At 71.5% G+C, this 21,991-nt stretch carries 17 protein-coding genes; 6 read left to right on the top strand and 11 right to left on the bottom strand.

All coding sequences use genetic code 11. From position 1 onward, the window contains the following. The first annotated feature begins 34 nt into the window (after positions 1-34). Complete coding sequence (gene sctV / locus K8612_RS13465) at positions 35-2,161, top strand: type III secretion system export apparatus subunit SctV (protein WP_223744227.1); 2,127 nt, start codon at positions 35-37, stop codon at positions 2,159-2,161. 90 nt (positions 2,162-2,251) lie between these two features. Here sctV and K8612_RS13460 read toward each other — a convergent pair whose 3' ends face one another. Together K8612_RS13460 and K8612_RS13455 are read right to left on the bottom strand one after the other, a co-directional pair. Continuing rightward, positions 2,252-3,307 carry an FHA domain-containing protein gene (locus K8612_RS13460; RefSeq protein ID WP_223762553.1) on the bottom strand — a complete coding sequence of 352 codons (1,056 nt, stop codon included), beginning with the start codon at positions 3,305-3,307 and terminating at the stop codon, positions 2,252-2,254. 27 nt (positions 3,308-3,334) lie between these two features. After that, positions 3,335-4,393 (bottom strand): lipopolysaccharide assembly protein LapB, encoded by a 1,059-nt coding sequence (locus K8612_RS13455; protein WP_223762552.1) that lies wholly within the window; start codon positions 4,391-4,393, stop codon positions 3,335-3,337. Positions 4,394-4,496: 103 nt separating this feature from the next. On the opposite strand from K8612_RS13455, the gene K8612_RS13450 reads away from it, so the two are divergent. Beyond that, positions 4,497-5,015 (top strand): outer membrane beta-barrel protein, encoded by a 519-nt coding sequence (locus K8612_RS13450; protein ID WP_223762551.1) that lies wholly within the window; start codon positions 4,497-4,499, stop codon positions 5,013-5,015. Here K8612_RS13450 and K8612_RS13445 read toward each other — a convergent pair. Continuing rightward, a complete protein-coding gene (locus K8612_RS13445; protein ID WP_223762550.1) occupies positions 4,957-5,802 on the bottom strand; it encodes an RDD family protein in 846 nt (281 codons plus the stop codon). The two genes, K8612_RS13450 and K8612_RS13445, sit on opposite strands and share 59 nt — an antisense overlap. A gap of 211 nt (positions 5,803-6,013) precedes the next feature. On the opposite strand from K8612_RS13445, the gene K8612_RS13440 reads away from it, so the two are divergent. Then, positions 6,014-9,118 (top strand): cyclic nucleotide-binding domain-containing protein, encoded by a 3,105-nt coding sequence (locus tag K8612_RS13440; RefSeq protein WP_223762549.1) that lies wholly within the window; start codon positions 6,014-6,016, stop codon positions 9,116-9,118. Between the two features lies 1 nt (position 9,119). On the opposite strand, the gene K8612_RS13435 is transcribed toward K8612_RS13440, so the two are convergent. After that, positions 9,120-10,667 (bottom strand): hypothetical protein, encoded by a 1,548-nt coding sequence (locus K8612_RS13435; RefSeq protein ID WP_223762548.1) that lies wholly within the window; start codon positions 10,665-10,667, stop codon positions 9,120-9,122. A gap of 51 nt (positions 10,668-10,718) precedes the next feature. On the opposite strand from K8612_RS13435, the gene K8612_RS13430 reads away from it, so the two are divergent. From K8612_RS13430 to K8612_RS13420, 3 genes are all read left to right on the top strand, one after another. Beyond that, positions 10,719-12,290, top strand: a complete 1,572-nt coding sequence (locus K8612_RS13430; protein WP_223762547.1) for a 5'-nucleotidase C-terminal domain-containing protein — start codon at positions 10,719-10,721, stop codon at positions 12,288-12,290. A 102-nt stretch (positions 12,291-12,392) separates the two neighbouring features. Beyond that, complete coding sequence (locus K8612_RS13425; protein ID WP_223762546.1) at positions 12,393-13,403, top strand: stage II sporulation protein M; 1,011 nt, start codon at positions 12,393-12,395, stop codon at positions 13,401-13,403. Further along, positions 13,400-13,843: an inorganic diphosphatase gene (locus K8612_RS13420; RefSeq protein ID WP_223744236.1), complete on the top strand. Its 444-nt coding sequence runs from the start codon at positions 13,400-13,402 to the stop codon at positions 13,841-13,843. The genes K8612_RS13425 and K8612_RS13420 overlap by 4 nt, the downstream gene beginning before the upstream one ends. Here the strand turns inward: K8612_RS13420 and K8612_RS13415 are convergent. Genes K8612_RS13415 through rho form a run of 7 tightly spaced genes read right to left on the bottom strand, consistent with a single transcriptional unit; the run spans position 13,840 to position 21,745 of the window. Then, on the bottom strand, positions 13,840-14,361 hold the full coding sequence (locus K8612_RS13415) for an N-acetyltransferase (RefSeq protein WP_223744237.1): 522 nt from the start codon (positions 14,359-14,361) through the stop codon (positions 13,840-13,842). The genes K8612_RS13420 and K8612_RS13415 overlap by 4 nt on opposite strands. 12 nt (positions 14,362-14,373) lie before the next feature. After that, positions 14,374-15,681: a DUF58 domain-containing protein gene (locus K8612_RS13410; RefSeq protein ID WP_223762545.1), complete on the bottom strand. Its 1,308-nt coding sequence runs from the start codon at positions 15,679-15,681 to the stop codon at positions 14,374-14,376. Continuing rightward, on the bottom strand, positions 15,678-16,676 hold the full coding sequence (locus tag K8612_RS13405) for a MoxR family ATPase (RefSeq protein WP_223744239.1): 999 nt from the start codon (positions 16,674-16,676) through the stop codon (positions 15,678-15,680). The genes K8612_RS13410 and K8612_RS13405 overlap by 4 nt, the downstream gene beginning before the upstream one ends. Continuing rightward, on the bottom strand, positions 16,673-17,950 hold the full coding sequence (locus tag K8612_RS13400; RefSeq protein WP_223762544.1) for a DUF4350 domain-containing protein: 1,278 nt from the start codon (positions 17,948-17,950) through the stop codon (positions 16,673-16,675). The genes K8612_RS13405 and K8612_RS13400 overlap by 4 nt, the downstream gene beginning before the upstream one ends. Beyond that, on the bottom strand, positions 17,943-19,820 hold the full coding sequence (locus K8612_RS13395) for a DUF4129 domain-containing protein (protein WP_223762543.1): 1,878 nt from the start codon (positions 19,818-19,820) through the stop codon (positions 17,943-17,945). Before K8612_RS13395 ends, K8612_RS13400 begins: the two co-directional genes overlap by 8 nt. Positions 19,821-19,824: 4 nt before the next feature. Further along, positions 19,825-20,091, bottom strand: coding sequence for a hypothetical protein (locus tag K8612_RS13390; protein ID WP_223762542.1), 267 nt, complete (start codon positions 20,089-20,091; stop codon positions 19,825-19,827). Between the two features lie 58 nt (positions 20,092-20,149). Next, complete coding sequence (gene rho, locus K8612_RS13385) at positions 20,150-21,745, bottom strand: transcription termination factor Rho (RefSeq protein WP_223744242.1); 1,596 nt, start codon at positions 21,743-21,745, stop codon at positions 20,150-20,152. Positions 21,746-21,991 lie beyond the last annotated feature (246 nt).

Below are 21,991 nucleotides of genomic sequence, written 5' to 3'. Positions count from 1 at the left end.
TCGGGGGCGCGCACGGATTAGGATGGCCCCGCCGATGGCCAACGCCGATCCGAACAGCTTCCTGAACAAGTACTCCGACATCGTCCTGGCGGTGGTCGTCGTGGCCATCGTCGCGATGATGATCGTCCCGCTGCCGACGATCATCCTGGACGTGTTGCTGACGCTGAACATCAGCATCTCGGTGGTACTGCTCCTCATCTCCCTCTACGTGCCCAGCGCGCTGTACCTGTCGTCGTTCCCGACGATCCTGCTGATCACGACGATGTTCCGCCTGTCGCTGACCATCTCCACCACGCGACTCATCCTGCTCACCGGCGACCCGGGCGAAGTGGTGGTGGCGTTCGGTAACTTCGTGGTGCAGGGCAACTTCGTCGTCGGCGCCATCCTCTTCCTCATCCTGGTGGTGGTGAACTTCATCGTCATCTCCAAGGGCTCGGAGCGCGTCGCGGAAGTGGCCGCGCGCTTCACTCTGGACGCCATGCCCGGCAAGCAGATGTCCATCGACGCGGACCTGCGCGCCGGCGTGATTGATCAGGACCAGATGAAGAAGAAGCGCCGCGACCTGGAGCGTGAGAGCCAGCTCTTCGGCGCCATGGACGGCGCGATGAAGTTCGTGAAGGGCGACGCCATCGCGTCCATCATCATCACGGTCATCAACATCGTGGGCGGCCTGATCATCGGCGTCACCCAGAAGGGCATGGCCGCCGGTGACGCCGCGCAGAAGTACACGCTGCTCACCATCGGTGACGGTCTGGTCGGCATGATCCCCGCCATCCTCATCTCCACCTGCGCCGGCATCCTGGTGACGCGCGTGGGCGGCGAGGAGGAGGGCGCGCACCTGGGCAAGGACGTGGGCAGCCAGCTCACCGCCTTCCCGAAGGCCATCGCCATCGCGGCGGCCATGCTCGTGGGCCTGGGCCTCATCCCCGGTCTGCCCAAGATTCCCTTCTTCCTGCTGGGCGCGGGCGCGGGCTTCGGCGCCTGGACGATGATGCGCAAGCGCGACGAGGCGCTGGCCGCCGAGGAGGCCGGCCCCGCGATGGAGTCCAGCTTCGGCACGCCCGTGTCCGCCGAGCCCCCGCCCAAGGAGCAGCTCAACCCGGACTCGGAGCTGTTCATCCCCGTCGTCACGCCCATCGTGCTGGAGGTCTCCGACGCGCTGGTGCCCTTCGTGGACTCGCGGCAGGACGGCGGCAAGTTCCTCTTCGAGCTCATCCCGTTCATGCGCGACGGCCTCTTCGTGGAGCTGGGCGTGCGCTTCCCCGGCGTGCGCGCGCGCGGCAACGGCGGCCTGCCGCCCGGGGCCTACCAGATTCAAATCAACGAGGTGCCCGTCGTCACCGGCCAGGCCACCCTGGGCCACATCCTGGTGAACGACACGGTGGAGCGCCTCAAGCTGATGAACATCCCCGGCTTCGAGGCCATCAACCCCGCGACGCGTCAGCCGGCCGCGTGGGTGCCCGAGCAGTTCCGGGAGACGCTCGAGTCCGCGGGCCTCACCACCTGGGATGTGCCCGGCTACATCATCCTGCACACCGCCGCCGTGCTCCGGAAGAACGCGCGCGAGTTCGTGGGCGTGCAGGAGACGCAGACGATGCTGGAGCAGTTGGAGAAGGCCTTCCCGGCCATCGTCAAGGAGGTCGTCCCGAAGATCGTCAACGTGCTGAAGCTGACGGACATCCTCGGGCGCCTGGTGGAGGAGGAGATCTCCATCCGCGACCTGCGCGGCATCCTCCAGGCCCTGTCCGAGTACGGCCAGGTGGAGGCCGACAACGTCATGCTCACCGAGCATGTCCGCGCCTCGCTGCGCCGCTACATCTCCCACAAGTACGCGCGCGGCACCGGCACGCTGGTGGTGTACCTGCTCGACCCGAACATCGAGGAGGCCATCCGCAGCTCCATCAAGCGCACCTCCGCGGGCGCGCACCTGGCGCTGGAGCCGGAGATCGCCCAGGAGATCGTCGGCGCGGTGCGCTCGGAGTGCGGCCACCTGCCGCCCAGCGCCCAGCGCCCCGTCATCCTCACGGCGATGGACATCCGCCGCTACGTGCGCAAGCTGCTGGAGTACGAGTTCAACCCCTCGTTCTCCATCCTCAGCTACCAGGAGCTGTCCCCGGACCTGAACATCCAGCCGGTGGCGCGCATCTCCTCCGGCCGGTAGCGGCCGGGAGCGGCTGAAGGACCCAGGGCCTCCGCTTCCTCGAGCGGGGGCCTTGTCGTTTCCGGGGGAAGGAGAAGGGGAGGGCGCGGCTCAGGCGCCGGCGAGCACGGCGATCATCAGCACCAGGAAGCTCAGCCCCACCACGCCCATGACGATGAGCGGGACGAGCTTCTTCTTGTCCGCCAGCGCGGACATGGCCGCCGGGGCGGGCTCGGGCTCGGGCTCCGGCATGGGCAGCTCCTCGCCCCCGTCGGGCTGCGGCTCCTCGGAGGAGGACGCGGACCCGTCCTCGGAGGCGGGCTGCTCCTCCGGCGGCGCGGGGGCGGGCTCCGGCTCGGGCTCCGGCGGGGGCGGCTCCTCGCGCTTGGGCGGGGAGGGGCGCGGCGGCGACGGGGCCGGGACGACGGCGGAGCTCTCCGCGGAGAGGCTCACCGCGGGCTCGTCGGGGGGCTCGGCGGGGTCCACGTAGACGAAGCGGGTGGCGCCAATCTCCAGCTCGTCGCCGTCCTTGAGCGCCTTGCGGTTCACCCGCTTCTTGTTGACCTTGATGCCGTTGCGGCTGCCCAGGTCCTCCACGTGCGTGCCGGACCAGTCACGGCGCACCTTGGCGTGCTTGCGGGAGACGAGGTCGTCCTTGAGGATGACGTCGGCTTCCTTCTCGTCGCGGCCGAAGATGTGCTCCTGGGCCTCGGAGATTTCGATGCGCTGGCCCTCGCGCGGGCCGTTCATGTAGCGCAGGAAGCGCTCCTCGCCGCCGGCGAGCCCGCGCATCGCGTCCTTCAGGATGCCGCGCGCGAGGAACGACGTCTTGTCGCTGACGTCCGGGGCGATCTCGACGACCTTGTCGAAGCGGACGTCGTACTGCGCGATGGCGATGACGTCGCCGTTGCGCAGCAGCTCCTTCTCTCCCTTGGGGAGCGTCTTGCCGTTGATCTTCGTGCCGTAGGCGCTGCCCAGGTCCTCCAGGAAGTAGAGGGTGCCCTCCTGGCTGATGCGCGCGTGGTTGCGCGACACCGCCTGCTGCGGGAGCACCACCTGGCAGGTCTTGTCCCGCCCCAGGGTGATGACGGAGTCGTCGAGGACGACCTCTTTGCCCGAGGCGCCTCCGGCCTCGCTGCGCTGCGTGACGGTCAGACGGACGCTCATCGCGTGTGTCGCTACCCGAAGGGACGGCTAGAACGAGTCGTTGGCCAGGAATCTCTCACACGTCGTGTACTCGGTGGGGAATTCCTCGGAGGTTCCAAACTTCATGAAGTTCTTGCAGGCCGTCTGCGCGTGGGTCTGCTTGTGGGCCTCGGAGAAGATCTGGAAGAGGCCGAAGTGGCAGGGCGCGAACTTGGCGTCCAGCTTCACGCACTTGCGGTAGGCGCTCTCCTCCTCCGCGAGCAGGCCCTTCTCCCGGTACTGGCGCGCGAGCAGGTACATGGCCGGGGCGCTGTTCTCCGCCGTCTGGGTGTCCTTGAGCTCCTTGAGGGCGGAGTCGGTGAGGGCCACCTTGCGCTGGGCCACGGCCAGGTTGTTGAGGCAACTGGCGTTCTTCTCATCCAGGCGGGCGCAGTTGCCGAAGGCCTCGCGGGCCTCCGCGAAGCGGCTCTGCTCCATCAGCACGGTGCCCAGGTCGTGCCACACCTCCGCGGAGTCGGGGGTGAGCTGGGCGGCCTGGGAGATGTGCTCGAAGGCGCCCTCCAGGTCCTTGTCCTCGTAGGCCATGATGCCGAGGTTGTGGTGGGCGTTGGCCACGTTGGGGTTGACCGCGAGCAGCGTGTCGAACTCCTTCTTGGCCTCCTTCTTCTTGCCCATCTTCATGTAGGTGAGGCCCAGGTCGTAGCGCGACTCCAGGTTGTCCGGGTTCACCTGCAGGGCGCGCTTGAAGTTGTCGTGGGCCTTTCCGTAGGCGCCTTCATCCAGGTAGAGCACGCCCAGGTTCTGGTAGGCCTGGAGGTGCTCCTGGTTGAAGCGCAGGGCCTTGATGAAGAACTCCTTCGCCTTGCCCTTGTTGCCCGAGTACATGGCGATGAGGCCCTTGTTGGCCCACAGGTCCGCGTACTGGGGGGAGAACTCCAGGCCCAGGTTGCAGTAGGTCTCCGCCTTCTGCAGGTCTCCGTTGGCCATCTCCTGCGCGCACAGCTCGTTGTTGATGAGCGCCCGTTCATGCGGGGGCGGCGTGCTGAGGCAGGCGGTGGTGGTGAGGGAGGCGGCGGCGGTCAGCGTGAGGAAGAGGCGAAGACGCATGGCCGGCCGAGTGTAGGAGAGCGCCACCCCGTGAGGCAACGCCGGCCTTGAGCTGAATCAGCGCTGTTTTCCAGGGGTTAGCCCGGCTGTAGAGTGCGCCGCCATGCGTACCTACCTTTGTGCTTTCGGCTTGCTCGCCGCCCTGCTGGGCGCGGCTCCTGCTCACGCGCAGTTCTCCAACCGGAGTCTGGGCCTGTCGCTGGGCTACATGGACTTCAAGCGCACCGCGGGCCTCGCGGGGACGCCGTTCATCGGCCTGGAGGGAAGCCTCTACATCGAGAACGGCTTCGAGGTCGTCTCGCTGTCGAAGCTGATGTTCCCGACGGACACCTTCTCCACGCCGGAGAAGCGCGTGGTGGGCCTGGCCCCGTCGCTGGGCATCCGGTACCTGCTGCTGGAGGAGACCATCCGCCCGTATATCGGCACGGACGTGAGCTACCTCATCGTGTTCAAGGAGACCGTCAGCAACTTCGTGGGCATCGGGCCCAACGCGGGCGTGGACTTCTTCCTCAGCGATTCCGTGAGCCTGGGCGTGCGCGCGCAGTACAACTTCTACATCGCGCTCAACGAGGATACGCAGACGTCGCTGACGGGCTCCGTGGGCCTGGCGACGTACTTCTAGGTCCGGACGTGGGCCGCCCCGGGCGCGTGGCCGGGGCGGGCAGCAGGGCGGCGGCGACGAGCAGCGTCCACTTCTCGTCCGAGAGGTGGGCGGGCTTTATGGCGAGCGAGTCCTGGAGCCGTGCGCCCAGCGCGGAGAACAGCGTGAGCCGGGCCTCCAGCCGCAGCTCCTCGCGGCGCAGGGCGGCGGACAGCACCAGCTCCCGCTCCTCGGTGGACAGCCGCTTCACGCGCGAGACGAACAGCGGATCCGCCAGCAGGCCCTCCTCGCCGCGCGTCTCCAGGGCGGAGGGCACCTTGAGGCGCCGCTCGCGCACGACGATGGTGCCGGCGAGCAGGTCCCCCAGCCGCTGGTGCGAGCGCGACACGAGCGCCACCGAGCCGCCCACGAGGTAGAGCAGCGGCAGCCGGTCCACCACGCGCGCCAGGTTGCGCAGGGCCGCGTGGTAGAAGCCGATGCGCACGCCGCTCTCCTGGATGACCCGGAGGGACATCACGCGCTTGCCCACCGTCTGGCCCGCCCACACGGTCTCCAGGGTGATGCCGTAGCCCCAGTCCACCAGGAAGTAGACGACGATGCCCAGCGCGCTGGCGAACCCGGGGAACGCGGCCATGGCCACCTGGAACACCAGCAGCACCCCCGTCGTGGCGAAGCCGACGATGAGCGCGTCCATCAGCCACGCGAGGAAGCGCGAGTACACCCCCGCCAGCGTGAAGCGGAACTCCACGTACTCCGGGGTCAGCACCGTGTGGGTGCCGTCGAGCAGGGTGTCGGGGGTGGGCGTCACGGCGCCGGAGTGTACGTCACGCGGCCCGCGTTCCGGGGGCTCCCCGGCGCGTCCCTCCGTGGGAGCCGCAAGGACTCCCGGTCCGGAGTCCGGCTGCGACGCCGGGCAGGCGGGCGGACGGCTGCGACGGAAGGGCGGATGCTCTTGGGACCTGAAGAGTGGTATTCGTGAATAGCGGGCTCCACGCTATCCTGTCCGCACCCCCGCGCCCGTGGCCCCTTCCGAAACCTCATCCTGGAACCGCCGCGTCCTGCCGGCGGGTGCCTTCCAGTTCGCGCTCATCGCCGGGGTGACGCAGCTCAAGACGTCCGCGAACGCGCTGGTGCTGTCGCGCTTCGAGTCCCAGGCGCTGCCGTACCTCTACCTCCTGGGTGCGTTGATGACGGCGGCGCTGACGCTGCTGCCGCGCGCCCGGCCGGACGCGCCCACGGAGTCCCCGGGCATCCTCACCGGGGTGGGCGGGGTGCTGGCGCTGGGGCTGGCGGCGGCGCTGTCCGCGGGGCAGCGCATGCCGGCGCTGGCGCTGTACCTGTTCGCGGACTGCTTCAGCACGTTCGTGTCGTTCCGCTTCTGGGGCCGCATGGCGTCCGCGTTCGACGCGCGCGAGGCGCGCCGGGCCTTCACCGTGCTCAACGGCTTCGGCATGGGCGGAGGCATCGCGGGCGGTTTGCTGGTGCAGGCGCTGGCGGTGCGGCTGGGCACGCCCGCCGTGGTGGTGAGCGGCGCGGTGAGCCTGCTGGCCGCGGGCGCCATCTTCCACCACCTGCACAAGGCGGAGCCGGCGCCGCCCCCGCGCACGCGGTCGCTGCAGGCGTGGTTCCCGGCGTGGAGCTACCTGGGGGAGAGCCCCTACGCGCAGGTGCTGGCGGCGCTGGGCATCGCGTTCGCGGTGCTGTCGTCCTTCGTGGACTACCTCTTCCGCCTGCGCGTGGAGGGCACGCTCAGCGAGGACGGGCTGGCGGCGCTGTTCGGCTCGCTGCAGTTGTGGATTGGCCTGTTCTGCGTGGCGTTCCAGCTCCTCGTGGCGGAGCGGCTGCTCAAGCGCATGGGCCTGCTCATGTACCTGGCGCTGGTGCCGCTGGTGCTCGCGCCGCTGGCGGGCGCCACGCTGGCCACCGGGCAGTTGTGGCCGGTGCACCTGCTGCGGCTGGTGGAGACGGCGGTGAGCTACTCCATCCTGCCGGTGGGCATCCAACTGCTCTACGCGGCGGTGCCGGACGAGCAGCGCGAGGGGCTGCGCAGCGCGGTGGACGGGCTGCTGCGCAAGGGCGGCGTGGTGCTGGCGGGCCTGCTGCTCATCGGCGCGGGCCGGGGTGCCAACGGCATCACCATGGCGGTGGCGGTGGTGGGGCTGTGCGCCGCGCTGGGGCTGCTGCTCGTGCGCCTGAAGCCCGCGTACCTCACGGCGCTGGGCGAGCAGGTGGGCGCGCACGAAGAGGAAGAGGTGGAGCTGGGCGGCGAGGCGCAGAAGCTGCTGGTGGAGGCGCTGGGCGCGCCCACGCCGGAGCGGGTGCTGCGCGCGGTGGACATGCTGGAGCAGGCGGAGGCCGCGCCCCTGCGGCAGCACCTGGCCGCGCTCCTGTCCCATCCCCACGAGCGCGTGCAGGAGCGCGGCGTGACGCTGGCCCTGTCCTTCGAGGCGCGGGAGCTGGCGCCCATGCTGGAGCGGCTGGTGGAGGAGGGCCCCCGGCGCCCCCGCGACCAGGCCGTGTGGGCCCTGGCGCGGCTGTCCCCGGAGCGCGCGGAGCGGCTCCTGCCGCCGCTGCTCACCAGCTCCGACGTGGGCCTGCGCTGCGCGGCGATTGGCGCGCTGATGCGCACGCAGGGCAACTCCGCGGCGCTGGAGTCCCTGCGCGAATTGCTGGCGAAGGGCGACCACGCGCCCGTGGCCGAGCGGCGCGAGGTGGCGCGGCTGTTGGGCCGGCTGAAGGACCCTCGCTTCGCGGGGCCGCTGTCCCTCTACCTGGAGGACATGGACATCTCCGTGCGGCGCGTGGCGCTGGTGGCGGTGGGCGAGGGCGGCTACGTGGAGCTGGCGCCGCGCCTGCTGCCGTTCCTCGGCTGGCGCGAGGAGCGCCCGGCCGCGCGCGAGTCGCTGGTGCAGTTGGGCGACGCGGTGACGCCGCTGCTGGAGCTGCAGCTCAACAACAAGGCCGCGCCCCTGGCCATGCGGATGCAACTGCCCCGCGTGCTGCGCGGCATCGGTTCGTCCGCGGCGCTCAACGCGCTGCTGTTCTCCAACGTGCGCGACGACGCGGCGCTGCACTTCCGCATCGGCGCGCAGTTGTCGCGTCTGCGCGAGGAGCAGCCGGACCACCCGGTGGACGTGGACCGCATCCACGAGGCGCTGGGCCGCCGCCGCGACACGTACCGCCAACTGGTGGGCGCCTTCCGCGACGTGCAGGCGGCGCTGGGGCCCCAGTCGCTGCTCACCCGCGCGGTGGGCGACCGGTTGGACCAGGCGCTGGAGCTGTCGTTCTTCCTGTTGGGCCTGCTGCACCCGCCGCAGGCCATGCGCCGCATCCACCAGCACCTGGTGGGCAACGATTCGCGCCGCCGCGCCTACGCGTTGGAGCTGCTGGAGAACCTGGTGGCGCAGGAGGAGCGCGAGCTGGTGATGGAGCAGGTGGAGGCCCACCACCGCGAGTTGCCGCCCGGAGCGCCGGGCCGTCTGTGGCGGCGGCTGGCGGGGCTCGTGCAGAGTGAGGACCTGGTGCTGCGCGCGTGCGCCCGCCACGTGGCGCGGGTGAACGGCCTGGACGTGCTCCCGCAGGAGGGTGACATGAGCGATACCATCGTCCAACGGATGTTCGCCCTGGAGGGCGTGAGCGTCTTCTCGCAGAGCGACGTGGACGACATCGCGGCCATCGCGGAGGTGGCGCGCGAGGCGTCCTTCAAGGCGGGCCAGCGGCTCTACAGCCAGGGGGACCCGGGCGACGCGCTCTACGTCATCGTCGAGGGCGCGGTGGACGCGTTCCGCAACGGCGAGCACGTGCTGCGCTTCCAGGCGAAGGAGGCCATTGGCGAGGTGAGCCTGCTGGACGGCGCGCCCCGGCCCACGGACATGGTGGCCGCGGTGGACTCGCGCGTGCTCGTCATCGACCGGCGCGACTTCCTGGACCTGCTCGCGGACCGGCCGGAGCTGCTCACCGGCTTCTTCCGCTCCGTGAGCCAGCAGCTCCAGAGCGTCATCGACCTGCCCGCGCGCCGTGAGGAGGGCCAGCGGCTGGAGCTGGGCGCCCCCCAGCAGCCCCACGCGCCGCTGGAGGGCATAGGCGGGCTGCCGCCCGAAGGCAACGCGCCCTCGGACGTGTGAGTCAGTCCCCCGCGCCGTGCGCGGGCGGGGCTTCACCGCTCTTGAGCGCGGGCGGCTGCAGGGGGTCCAGCCCGAGCAGGTGCGCCGAGGCCACCGGGATGAACGGCCGCGTGAAGCAGCGCAGCGGCGGGAGGCTGCCCACGAACCGCGTGAGCGCGAGCCCCGCGAAGACCCACGGCTGACGCTCCACGGCGGCGATGGGCGCGGCGACGGCTTCAGAGCGCCGCGCGAGGCCCTTCATCATCCAGCGCAAGGCCCCATGGGCGGGCAGGACGCTCCAGGCGCGCACGAACCAGGGCGGACGCGTGACGGGCGCCATCCAGGCGCGGTCGCTCTTGGCGGCGGTGAAGACGAGCAGCCACCAGAAGCCCCAGAGGCTGCTGAGGACGGTGAACGACTTCGGGAACCAGCACAGGGGGACGCAGAGCAGGACGAGGGCTGGAACGCCCGCGACGAACAGCAGCAGGGCCCTCCAGCGGCGCTGGAGCTTGGCGCGCAGCCAGGGGACGTTGAGGCGCACGTGCGGGGTGATATCGGGGTCCTCGGGGGGCACGCCGGTGGCGAGGCTGGCCTCGCGGGAGATGACCGTGTGGTAGTCGCGCGACAGGGCGACGACGATCCACTGCACCGCGCTCAGCGAGCCGAAGAAGAGCGCCCAGAACTCCCAGCTCCCCAGGAAGAAGACGCCGTCGCGGACCTCGGGCGCGTCGACGTTGAACCCCTTCTTCTGGGGCTCCTTCTGGATGCGCGGGCCCTTGTCCTTCTCCTCCGAGACGTCCCGGAGGGCCGCCTCCACCTCCGCCCGGATGACGGCGGAGAGGGAGTCCGCCGCGTCCTCGTCCTCCGAGGACGTGCGCTCCGGCGCGGAGTCCCCCGCGGCCCGTGGGGGCCCGTCCGCGGTGCCGTCGGCTCCGGGCGTGGCGCCAGCCCGGGCCTCCTGTTCGGCCTCTTCGTGTTCCGCCTTCGCCTCTTCGGCGGCGGACGCGGCCTCATCCGCCGCGTCCTCGGCGGCCGTGGCGGCTTCGTCCGGAGGCAGGGCGCCCGCCTTGCCGGCGTTGACGGCCTCGTGGATGAGCGCGCTGAGCGCATTCTTCATGGCGGCCGGATTTCCCTTCGAGGCCTCCAGCTCCTTCGCCCGTTGCTCGATACGGGCCTGCGCCTTCTCACGCGCGGCGCGGGACTCGGCCGTCTCCGGCCGCTTCTCCCGGGTCTCCTCGTGCTTGTCGCCGTTGAACTCGTGGAACGCCCACCCCGCGGCGATGGCCAGCAGGAACGCCGTCTGCAGCGCGGTCACCTTCACGTAGGTGGCGCGGATGGCGGGGCTCGCGAGCGTGACGCGGGCGATGTGGAAGGGCAGGGCCACCCCGTAGAAGAACTGGCGGATGCGGCCCCTGGGCAACTGGCCCTTCGTGGACTGGAAGTGCTCGGCGCCGCCCCGGACCTCGCCCCACAGCTCCGAGGCGAAGTTCCGGCCCGGGGAGCCCCCTTTTCCGCTGGGAGTCCCGCCGTCCTTCTCCTCCTGTAAAGGCTTGAAATCCTTGCCTTTCATGCCCGTCATTGCGTCACGCTACCACGGCGGGGATGTGCTAAAGGCCCGGCCGTGAACCCGAACCTTCCCTCGCTGCGTCCCTTCCGTCGTCCTTCCCGCCAGCTCACGCTGTCGTCCGGCGCGCTGGTCCTCGCCCTGGGAGCCCTCGCGGGTTGTGAGAAGACTCCCCCGCCGGCTCCGGCCGCTCCGCCTGCCGCGGCCGCGCCCGCGAAGCCCGCCGTGCCCAACGAGGTGACGGTGCTCGTCACCGGCAGCGCCCGTGGCCAGTTGCTGCCCGTCGAGGGCAAGGGCGGCGCCGCGGAGCTGATGGGCCGCTGGGTGAATGATGAAAAGCACTGTGCCGGTCCGCTGAAGGACGGCCAGGCGACCTGTCCGGATGCCGGCACGCTCGCCCTGACGACGGGCGACCTGTGGACGGGCCCGGCCATCTCCTCCTTCTTCCTGGGGGCTCCGACGGCGGAAGTGATGGGGCACATGGGCTATGCGGCCTCCGCGCTGGGCAACCACGAGCTGTCGTACGCCAAGGATTCCTTCCTGAAGAACCGCGCGGCCGGGGGCTTCCCCTTCCTGGCGGCGAACCTGAAGGTGACGGACGCGACGCTGGCGAAGGACCTGTCCATGCCCGCGTTCCAGGTCTACGAGCGGAGGGGCCTGAAGATTGCGGTGGTGGGCCTCACCTCGCAGAAGACGGTGCGCACGGCGATGTCCGGCCGCGCGGAGGGCCTGGAGGTCATCCCCAACGAGGACGCGCTGAACACGGCCGTCCCGGAGGCGCGCAAGGCGGGCGCGGACGTGGTGGTGATTGTCGCGGACCAGTGCCCCACGGACCTGCAGCCGGTGCTGGCGAAGCACGCGGACTGGAAGGTGTCCCTGGTGGCCGGTGGCCGCTGCGGCACGGACGCCCCGGGTGTGAAGACGGAGGGCGACACCACCTACGCGTCGCTGGGCCGTGGCTTCGAGTCGTACCTGCGCGCGGAGCTGAAGTTCGACCCGTCCAAGGCGGCCGGCCAGAAGCTGACCGGCGTGGACACGAAGGTCGTGGAGGTCGCGGGCGGCACGCCGGACGCGGAGACGGCGAAGCGCATCGCGGAGTGGCAGGCGAAGGTGGACCAGGCGCTGGGCCGGAAGATCGGCTTCACCAAGACGGGCATCCCGCAGGACTCGCCGCTGATGGCGAAGTGGGTGGCGGGCGCGGTGCGCACGCAGCTCAACACCGACGGGGCCATCCTCAACAAGGGCGGCATCCGCAACGGCCTGGCCAAGGGCGAGGTGACGCTGGGCAGCGTGTACTCGGCGATGCCGTTCGAGAACTCGCTGCTCACCGTGAAGCTCAAGGGCGAGGACCTGGCCAAGCAGCTCGCGAACCCGGACGCGCTCGTGGCCGGCTTCACCCCGGCGGGCAAGGGCAAGTTCAAGGACGCCCAGGGCAAGGCGCTGGATCCGAAGAAGGAGTACACGGTCGCGACGGTGGAGTACCTGTACTTCGGCGGTGACGGCTTCGACTTCGAGAAGCTGGACACCGACCCGGCGGAGACGGGCATGGCGTGGCAGACGCCGGTCGTCGAGTGGACGGAGGCCCAGGCCTCCACCGAGGCGAAGCCGCTGGAGAAGTTCATCAAGTAGCGCTTGGCGTGGTCCTGAAGCACCGGGGCGCCGGAGTCCTCCCTCGAAGCGGGGAGGGCGGCCGGCGCCTCGCCGTTTCCGGGGCTCGGTTAGAGTGGGCCCATGGAGATGGCGGAGTTCATCGAGACGCGGCGTCCGCGCTGGCAGCAACTGGAGTCGCTGCTGGACAAGTCCGAGGGCGAGGGGCTGCGCAAGCTGAGCCTGGACGAGGCCCGCGCGTTGGGGAAGCTGTACCGCGCCGTCTCCAGCGACCTGCTGTGGGTGCGCGCGCGCAGCGGCTCCGCGGACGTGAGCGCGTACCTCAACGACCTGGTGGGCCGCGCGTACGCGCTGACGTACCCGGGCAGCCGGCCCCGGTTCGCGGACGTGTGGGCCTTCGTGGCGCGCGGCTTCCCGGCGCTCCTGCACCACGAGTGGCGCATGTACGTGGCGTCGGTGCTGTTGTTCCTTGCGGGCGCGGGCTTCGGCTACGTGGGCATGGTGGTGGATCCGGACGCCGCGCACTACCTGGTGCCGGAGCAGCACCTGAGCCTGGACCCCGTGAAGCGCGCCGCGGACGAGGCCGCGGGCAAGGGCATGACGGTGGAGGAGCAGGCCCAGTTCTCCTCGTTCCTCTTCACGCACAACATCCAGGTGGCCTTCCTGGCGTTCGCGCTGGGCATCACGCTGGGGCTGGGCACGGCGGTGATGCTGTTCACCAACGGCCTGTTCCTGGGGGCGCTCGCGCAGGTGTACGCGGCGAAGGGGATGGCCGGGTGGTTCTGGGCGTGGATATTGCCGCACGGCATCCCGGAGATTTCCGCCATCTGCATCGCGGGCGCGGCGGGGCTCGTCATCGCGCGGGGCATGGTGGCGCCGGGTGGGTTGTCTCGCGGGCAGGCGCTGCGCAAGGAGGCGGTGACGGCGGTGAAGCTGCTGTTCGGCACGCTGGTGCTGTTCGTGCTCGCGGGCTTCATCGAAGGCACCGTGTCGCAGATCCACCCGCCGAAGCTGTCGGTGGCCTTCAAGGTCGGCTTCGCGCTCACGGTGGGGACGGGCGTCTACGCGTACCTGCTGTCCGACTGGACGCGCGGCCGGCGCGAAGGTGCGCGTGCGGCGGAGCTGGCGGGATGAGCGGGCCGGACCTGGCCGTGCCTCCGCTGCCGCGTGAGCCGGAGGTGCTGATCGAGTGCCCGCGCTTCTCCCTGGTGAAGCGGCGCGCGGACGGCTCCGTGGACTTCGTGTCGCCGCTGCCGTGCCCGTACAACTACGGCTCCATCCCGGGCCTGCTGTCGGATGACGGGGACCCGCTGGACGCGGTGGTGCTGGGGCCCCGGCTGCCGCAGGGGCAGCGCGTGCGCGTGCCGGTGGTGGCCGTGCTGGGCTTCATCGACGCGGGGAAGGGCGACCCGAAGGTGGTGTGCGGCACGCACCCGATGACGCCCTCCGAGCGCGCGGGCCTGGAGCGCTTCTTCCGCGTCTACGCCCTGTTCAAGCGGGGGCTGCACCGCGTGCGCGGCGATGTGCCCGACACGCGCTTTGTGGGCTGGCTGCGCGAAGGGCCCGAGCCCTAGCCGAGGGCCTTGGTCATCTTCAGGACGCGGTTCATCCGAAGGCCCTGCTCGATGGGGCCCACCCATTGCTCCGGCTGGAAGCCCACGCGCGCCCAGAAGCGGCGGCCGACCTCGTTGTGCTCCACCACCGCCACGCGCAGCAACCGGCCGCCGTTCGCGCGCACATGGTCCGCGTAGGCGTTGAGCACGGCCTCGCCCCTGCCGTGGCTCCGGGCCTCCGGCGCGAGGAGCAGCAGGCCGATGTACCACTCACCCCGCGCCGGGAAGTCGCGCAGCGCTTCGAGCATCCCCGCGAGGCCGCCCTGCGCGTCGCGAAGCGCGAAGAGGTGTCCCTGCCCGGGCGCGAGCGTGGGGGGCCGTTCGTTGGGGATGTTCCGGGCCTGCTCGGGGAGCGCGGGGCGGCCGTAGGCGATCTGGTGGTAGTCCTCGCAGCGGTCCAGCAGCGGCTGCACGATGCCGGTCTCCGCGTCGGGGACGGATTCCGCGGTGAGGTCTCCTGCCTGGAAAACGACGGTCATGTGGGCTCCTGGTTAGAGGACTCCGCGCGCCTTGATGTCGAGGTAACGGTTCACCGCCGCGAGGCTCAGTTCGTCCGGCGCCACGTCCAGCATCTGCACGCCGCCCCTGCTCACGCGGGCCTTGAGGACCTCCCGGTCCGTGAGCAGCTCCGACGCCACCGCGTGCTGGAACGCCTCCTCCGGTCCTGACGGGGGCGTGCGCAGCAGCTTCTGCAGCGCGGTGTCCTTCACGGACAGGCACAGCGGGACGTGGCGGCGGGCCAGCCGGTGCAGCGGGGCCACCAGCGTTCCGGCCTGCTCCTCGTCCAGGAAGTCCGTGAAGACGCACAGCAGGCTGCGCCGGTTGAGGCGCACGTTCAGCTCCTTGAAGAGCGCCAGGTAGTCCACGTACGTGAGGCTGGGCGTCGCGGAGTAGAGCGTGTCCACCAGCTTGCGGTACTGGCCCCGGCCCGCCGCGGGCGGCAGGTAGGCCTTCACGCCGTCCGCGAAGAGGGCCAGGCCCACGCGGTCCCCGTTGCGGATGGCCACGAAGGCGAGGAACAGCGCCGCGTTCACCGCGTGATCCAGCTTGGTGAGGCCGTCCACCTGGGCCGCCATGGAGCGCCCCGCGTCCACGCAGATGATCAGCGCCTGCGAGCGCTCCGACTCCAGCACCCGCGTCACCGGCCGGCCCCGGCGCGCGGTGGCCTTCCAGTCCACGTCGCGCACGCTGTCGCCCTGGGCGTAGTCCCGCAGGCGCGCGAACTCGCTGCCCTGGCCGTCTCGCCGCAACTGCCGCAGCCCCAGGTTCACCAGGTCCAGCGCGGCGCCGGACAACAGCAACCTCCGGGCGCCTCGCAGGTCCGGGTACACCGACACCGAGCGCTCCGCCGGGAACGTCCGCTCGTGCGAGACGAGCCCCAGGGGGCCGCGCACGCGCACGTGCACGGCGCCGAAGCTGAACTTGCCGCGCTTCGCGGGCGTGGTCCGGTACACCCACTGCGTCTGGCTGTCCGGCGTGAGGCGCAGCGTGGCCTCCGAGGGCTCCGAGGTGAACGACGGCGGCGCGTCGTCCTTCACGCGCACCTCCACCGTGCCCCCGCCCCGGTGCACCAGGCGCAGCTCGACGCGATTGGCCACGCCCACGTTGAGGCGCTCCGGCAGCAGGCGCTCCACCTCCAGCCGCACGCGGCGAGCCTGGAGGAAGTCGAACACGGCCAGCGCCACGGCCAGCGCGTCCAGCGCCAGCACCGCGCCGCCCAGGCCCGGGAAGAAGCCCGCCAGCGCCATGGGCAGCGCGAGCATGGCCAGCAGCCCCCACAGGCGCTCGGAGGGAATCACCGGGGGACCTCGACGCCCTGGACCACCTCGCGCAGCACGTCCGCGGCCGTGGCCCCGTCCAGCTCCGCGTCCGGCGACAGGAGCAGGCGGTGGCGCAGCACCGGGCCCACCAGGAAGCGCACGTCGTCAGGCGTCACGAAGTCGCGGCCCCGCAGCGCCGCCAGCGCCTTCGACGCGAGCAGCAGGTGCACGCCCGCGCGCGGCCCCGCGCCCAGGCGGATGTTGGGCGAGCTTCGCGTCGCGGCCACCAGCTTGCGGATGTACGCAAGGACCGGCGGCTCCACGTTCACCGTGTTGAGCGCCACGCGCGCCTGGAGCAGGTCGTCCTTCGTCACCGCCGCGCTCACGCCCGCGCGCGCCAGGTCGCCCGCGTCGAAGCCCCGGTGCACGGACTCGAGGATGGCGTCCTCCTCCTCCGGCGCGGGGTAGCCCACGTCGATCTTCAGCAGGAAGCGGTCCAACTGCGCCTCGGGGAGCGGGTACGTGCCTTCCGACTCCACCGGGTTCTGCGTGGCGAACACCGTGAACATGGGCGACAACTGGAGGTTCTTGCCCTCCAGCGACACGGCGCGCTCCTGCATGGCCTCCAGCAGCGCGGACTGCGTCTTCGCCGGGGCGCGGTTGATCTCGTCCGCCAGCAGCAGGTCCGTGAAGATGGGGCCTCGCGCGAGCACGAAGGCCTGTGACTTCAGGTCGAAGACGCTGGTGCCCAGGATGTCCGCGGGCATCAGGTCCGGCGTGAACTGGATGCGCTTGAAGTCCGCGCCCACGCTGCGCGACAGCGCCTTGGCCATCAGCGTCTTGGCCACGCCGGGTACGCCCTCCAGCAGGATGTGCCCGCCGGCCACGAGCCCGCAGAGCATCAGCTCCAGCGGCTCATCCTGCCCGACCACGGCCTTGCGCACCTCCGCGAGGACGCCCTCGCGGATGGCGTTCGCGGACCGCACGGCGTTGCCGGTGTCCGGGAAGGGGGGAGGGGAGGAGGGCGCGTTCATGGGGTTCCGGGGCGGGGCCGGCCGGTGCCGGCGGGGTGGATGCGCTCGCGCACGTGCGCGGCGGAGGTGGCGAGGGCCTGGAGGTCGGCGTCCCTCTGGACCGTTTCGGACTGGCGGACCACGTCGAGCAGCCCGTCCGCCAGGTCCTGGCGTCCGCGCGTGCGCAGCCCTTCCGCGACGGCGGCAAAGGGGGAGTGCGAAGGCAGGCCCGCGAGCGGCGCCAGTTGCTGCGTGAGGCCGCGCGAGATGAGCCCCGCGGCGAACCCGTGGTGCTGGCCCTCGCGGTACAGGCGGCTCATGGCGAAGAGGGCGTCCGTGGCGCCCACGCGCATGGACTCCGGCGGAGGCAGCGGCCGGCCGAAGCGCTTCAGCGCGCCCGCCCACAGCACGACGCCCAGGAGCAGTTGCGCGACGGCGAAGTGCAGGCCGTAGCGGCGCGCGAAGTCCACGAGCGAGCGCTCGTTGGTGAAGCCGTGGTGGAACTCGTCGAAGGCGAAGGGGCCGGGGCCCAGGGCCTCCAGCGCGCTCAGCCAGAACTGCGCGTTGTCCGCCCTGGCGAGCGCCGGGTTCATCGCGAGCTCGGGGGCGCCCACCACCAGCACCCGGCCCAGGCCCACATGAAGCACCGCGGCCACGGGGAAGCCCAGGCGCTCATCCTCCAGCACCGTGACGGCGTGCTCCGGGAGGCGGAGGTAGGCCTGGACCTTCGCCTCCACGCGCTCCACGCCCAGCGTGTACGGCGTGGGCAGCGGGGGCACCAGCGTGCGCATGGGCAGCGTCACGTCCGCCTTGTCCAGCTTCACGCCCAGCTCGTCCAGGAGCGCGTTCTCCTTCGAGCCCCAGGGCACGTACACGAGCGAGGCGCCGGCGCGGACATGGGACAGCACGCGCTCCACCTCTTCGTCGTCCAGTTGCTGCGCGCGCAGGGCGTTGAAGCCCTGGTGCGGCGCCTCCTCGTCGTCCACGCCCGCGTCCGGGTCCGACGCGAGCCGCGTCTGGTCCGGATCCTCCTCGTGCGAGTCCTGGACCTCCACGGCGAGCAGCACCAGCGCCTCATGGCCGGTGAGCAGGCGCAGGTCCGCCATGTTGCGCGTCACCGGCAGGCCGCTCTCCTGCGCGAGCAGGTACAGGGCGCGCGCGCCGTCCGGCTCCGCGCGGAAGGTGGACAGCGGATCCGCGAAGCCGCCGCGCTGGGCGCCGCGCACCAGGAACGCCCCGAGCACGCCCGCGAGCAGCAGGCCCCCCAGCACGAGCAGCGGGAAGCGGTCACGCACCGGCGGCCTCCTGCGCGGGCGGCGCGGCGAGCAGCGGGGCGGTGATGGCGCGGAACTCGGTGTAGCCGTCCGCGCCCACGGGCGCGTTGCCGTACCACGCGAAGTCGAAGCGGCGCGTCAGCTCGCGGAACGGGGCCTTCACCTCCGGGCGGCCCCGGAACGCGCGCAGGTAGTCCCAGTTGGACAGCGTCTCGTCGTAGTGGATGGCGCCGTCACGGTGCAGGCGCGACAGGAGCGCGAGGTACAGGTTGCGCACCGCCTCGCGGTACTCCCCCTTCGCGGCCAGCGCGTCGGCCAGGTGCGCCCAGCCCTCCGGGGGACGCGACAGCGCGTGGTCCGGGTTGCCCGCGAGCGCCGCGGCGTCCACGGTGCTGACGTCCAGCGCAGGGCCCGCGCCCTCCCGCTTGCGCCGCAGCACGCTCACGACCACCACCCCCAGCACCGCGAGCGTCAGCGCGACCAGCATCACGACGAGGGCGTTCGCCGCCGCGCCGCCGCTCAGGGGCAGGGCCGTGTCCCGCGACTGGGGCCGCGGGTTGTTGCGCTTGAAGAAGTCCCGGAGCCACTCACCCAGCTTGTCGATGAAGCGGCGCCACCAGCTCGCCTCCGGAGGGACGTCCTCCTTCGGTTCGGCCGGGGCCTTCTCCGGGCGCTCCTGGAACTCCGGCCGCGCGAGGATGGCCCGCGCCCGGTCCGTGGCCGCACGGGCGTCCGCGCGCGCCTGGGCCTCGGCCGTGGCCGACACCTGCGTAAGCCCGCTCTCCAGCGTCACCGCCGCCGTCTCGCAGTCCTCGTCGTCGAAGGCCAACTGCTCCAGGCGCCGCACGAAGCGCTCGAGCTTGGCCGTCTCCCGCGCGTCCAGCGCATCGAAGTCCTGGAGCGCCGTGCCCTCCACCTGCTCCGGCAGCTCGCACTCCGTCGCGACCTTCTCCAAGCGCGCGCGCAGCGCCTGGCGCGTGGCGGCCTCCGGCGCGGCTTCCACGGACGCGGGGGCCGCGAGGAGCAGCCCCGTGGCCAGCAGCAGCGCCGCGGCCACGCCCTTTGACGCGAGCCCCCCGCGCTTCGTGCTCCGCTCCGGGAGCTGCTGCACGGCGGCCAGCAGGTCCAGGCCCTCCTGGCGCACGCGCCCGTCCACCAGCAGCAGCGTGGCGGTCGCCGCGCGCAGGGGCTCGAAGAGGGCGAACGTCGTCGCGACGAGGAACACGAGCCACGGCGGGTTGTCCAACGACGCGAACCGCTCCGCGAACGTCAGGTCGATGCCCACGAGCTTCCGCCCGAGGTACAGCAGGAAGTTGAGCCCCACGTGCAGGTTGAGGAGCACCAGCACCTGCACGCCCATCAGCCAGCGCACCGCGGTGGCCGTCCCTCGCGACGGGCCCAGCAGCCGCGAGCCCAGCGCGTACAGCTTCAGCGGGCTGCCCCGGCCCTGCATGGTCGCCGCGTAGCCCACGCCCTGCGCGGAGAGGAGGAACAGCGCGATGCCCAGCGAGAACGTCAGCGTCAGCACGTTGAAGAACGCCAGGTACGCCACGGCGATGAACAGGCTGGGCAGCTTCTCCAGCGCCGCGCGCAGGGACTGGCGCACGGACGGCTCCGCCTTCGCGCCCAGCAGCAGCTCCTGCACGTAGTGGCACGCCGCGCCCTGGCCCACGCCCCGCAGGAACCACGCGAGCGTCACGTACAGCGCGGGCAGGGTGGGGGAGCGCCCGTGGTCCACGGCGTCCAGCAGGTGCAGCAGCGTGGCCACCACCGCCGCGCCACCCGGCAGCGTGAGCGCCCACACGCCCGCGTCGCGCGCGCACAGGCGCAGCGCCGCGTCCATCAAGGCCACCGGACCCCGGGGGCGCAGTTCCAGTGCGGAGACGGCCATCGCGCTAGCCCACCGCGTGCGCCGCCAGCAGCACGCCGCCCCATACGAGCACGACGCCCACGAGCGCCAGCACCACGTGCGCCACGGTCCACTCGCGCCGGGGCGGCGGCCCCTCCAGCGCCTTGCGGCGCGTGTCGAGGCAACTGGCGCAGCGGTTGATGCCCTCGAACTGCGTGGTGCACTCGCGGCAGATGACGCGCCGGCACTCCACGCAGACGCCCAGGCCCGCGCGGTCCGGGTGGTAGTGGCAGCGGCCCGAGCCCTGAATCATGCGCTCACCTTACGCAATCCAGGGCTCGCCACACCACCCCCGCGCGGGCGGGACGGGCCTACAGCTCGTCGAAGAACTCGTCGTTGTAGGTGTACCGGCCGAGCCGTTTGACGAGCGCCTCCATGGCCTCCACCGGCTTCACGGAGAAGAGCATCTGCCGCAGCTTCTTCACCTTCTCGTACTCGCGCAGGGTGAAGAGCTTCTCCTCCTTGCGCGTGCCGGACTGGGCGATGTTGATGGCCGGGAAGACGCGCTTCTCCGCGAGCAGGCGGTCCAGGGTGACCTCGGAGTTACCCGTGCCCTTGAACTCCTCGAAGATGACCTCGTCCATGCGGCTGCCGGTGTCGATGAGCGCCGTGCCGATGATGGTGAGCGAGCCCGCCTCCTCCGTGGCGCGCGCGGCGCCGAAGATGCGCTTGGGGCGCTCCAGGGCGCGGCTGTCCACGCCGCCCGTCATGGTGCGGCCGGAGCTGTCCACTTCCTTGTTGTAGGCGCGCGCCAGGCGGGTGATGGAGTCCAGGAGGATGACCACGTCCTTGCCGGACTCCACCAGCCGGCGGGCGCGCTCCAGGGCGAGCTCCGCGACCTTGAGGTGGTCGCCCGTGGGCCGGTCGGAGCTGGAGGCGATGACCTCCGCCTTGATGCTCCGGCGCATGTCCGTCACTTCTTCCGGGCGCTCGTCGATGAGCACCACCATGACGTGGCACTCCGGGTGGTTCTGGATGATGGCCTGCGCGATGCGCTGGAGCATGATCGTCTTGCCCGTCTTGGGCGGGGCGACGATGAGCGCGCGCTGACCCTTGCCGATGGGCGCGATGAGGTCCAACACGCGCGTGACCATCTCCTTGTGGCCGTTCTCCAGCTTCAGCCGCTCGGTGGGGTCCACGGAGGTGAGGTCCGCGAAGTGCGGCAGCCGGGGCGCGCCGTCCAGCGGGCGGCCGTCCACCGTGTCCACCTTCTGGATGACGCCCTTGTGGCCGCGCATCTGCGCGAACGCGGTGAGGTACTGGCCCTGCCGCAGGCGCAGCTTCTGCACCAGGTTCTTGGGCAGCTCCGGGTCATCCGGCGACGCCAGCAGGTTGCGCTTCACCTGACGCAGGAACGCGTTGGGGCCCTTGGCCTCCGTGTCCAGCACGCCCTCCACGGGCGTCAGGTTCTGCTGCGGCGCGCCCTGGGCATGCCCGCCGCCGCGCTGCTGCTGCGGGTGGCGCGGGTGCTCGTGCCGCTGCGGCGGCGGTCCGCCGTCCTGCGGGCGGTTCTCCTGGCCCTGCGGCTGGCCGCCGCCCTGGGGCTGCTGCTGTTGCTGCTGCGCCTGGCGCTGGCGGTACTGCTCCAGCTCCTGCGGCGTCAGGAAGACCTGCACCTGCTGCCCGTCCGGGCCCGCCGTCATGCGGTAGGCCTGGCCCTCCGGGGTGAAGTGCACCTGCGCGCCACGGCGGCGGCGGCGGCGGCGGCGGCGGCGGCCTCCCTGGCCGGGGGCACCGGGGGCGCCGTTCTGGGCAGCGCCACCCGCGGAGGACTCACCCTCGTCGGGGCCCTCGTCGCCCTCGTCGTCACCGCCGTCGTCGTCCGCCTCGGGGGGCGGGGGGGGACGGGCGGCCGCGGGCGGAGGCGGCGGGTTGCGGGTCTCGGGGTTGTCGGAATTCTCGCTCATGGGGCTCCACGCGTGACGGCCCTTCGAGGTCGGCGGCCGTGAGCGGGCCCGCCGGGGACGTCAGGAAGCAGGTTTTGGGACAGGAAGCCGGACGCGGGGCCTGCGAGAAGGCCGAAACCGCCGGTTCCTGAAACCCCCCGACGGCCCTAGCGCCGGCCGGGAGGCACTCACCACCCTAACAGAGCGCCCGGATGGGGCGCCCGCAATTTCGCCGCCCGTACGCGTGGGCTGTCCACCGGGCGACCT

Origin of the sequence: Corallococcus sp. AS-1-6, assembly GCF_020037015.1 — a bacterium.
In the GTDB taxonomy this organism is placed as follows: Bacteria; Myxococcota; Myxococcia; order Myxococcales; family Myxococcaceae; genus Corallococcus.
This window is presented reverse-complemented; position numbering and strand designations above follow the sequence as displayed.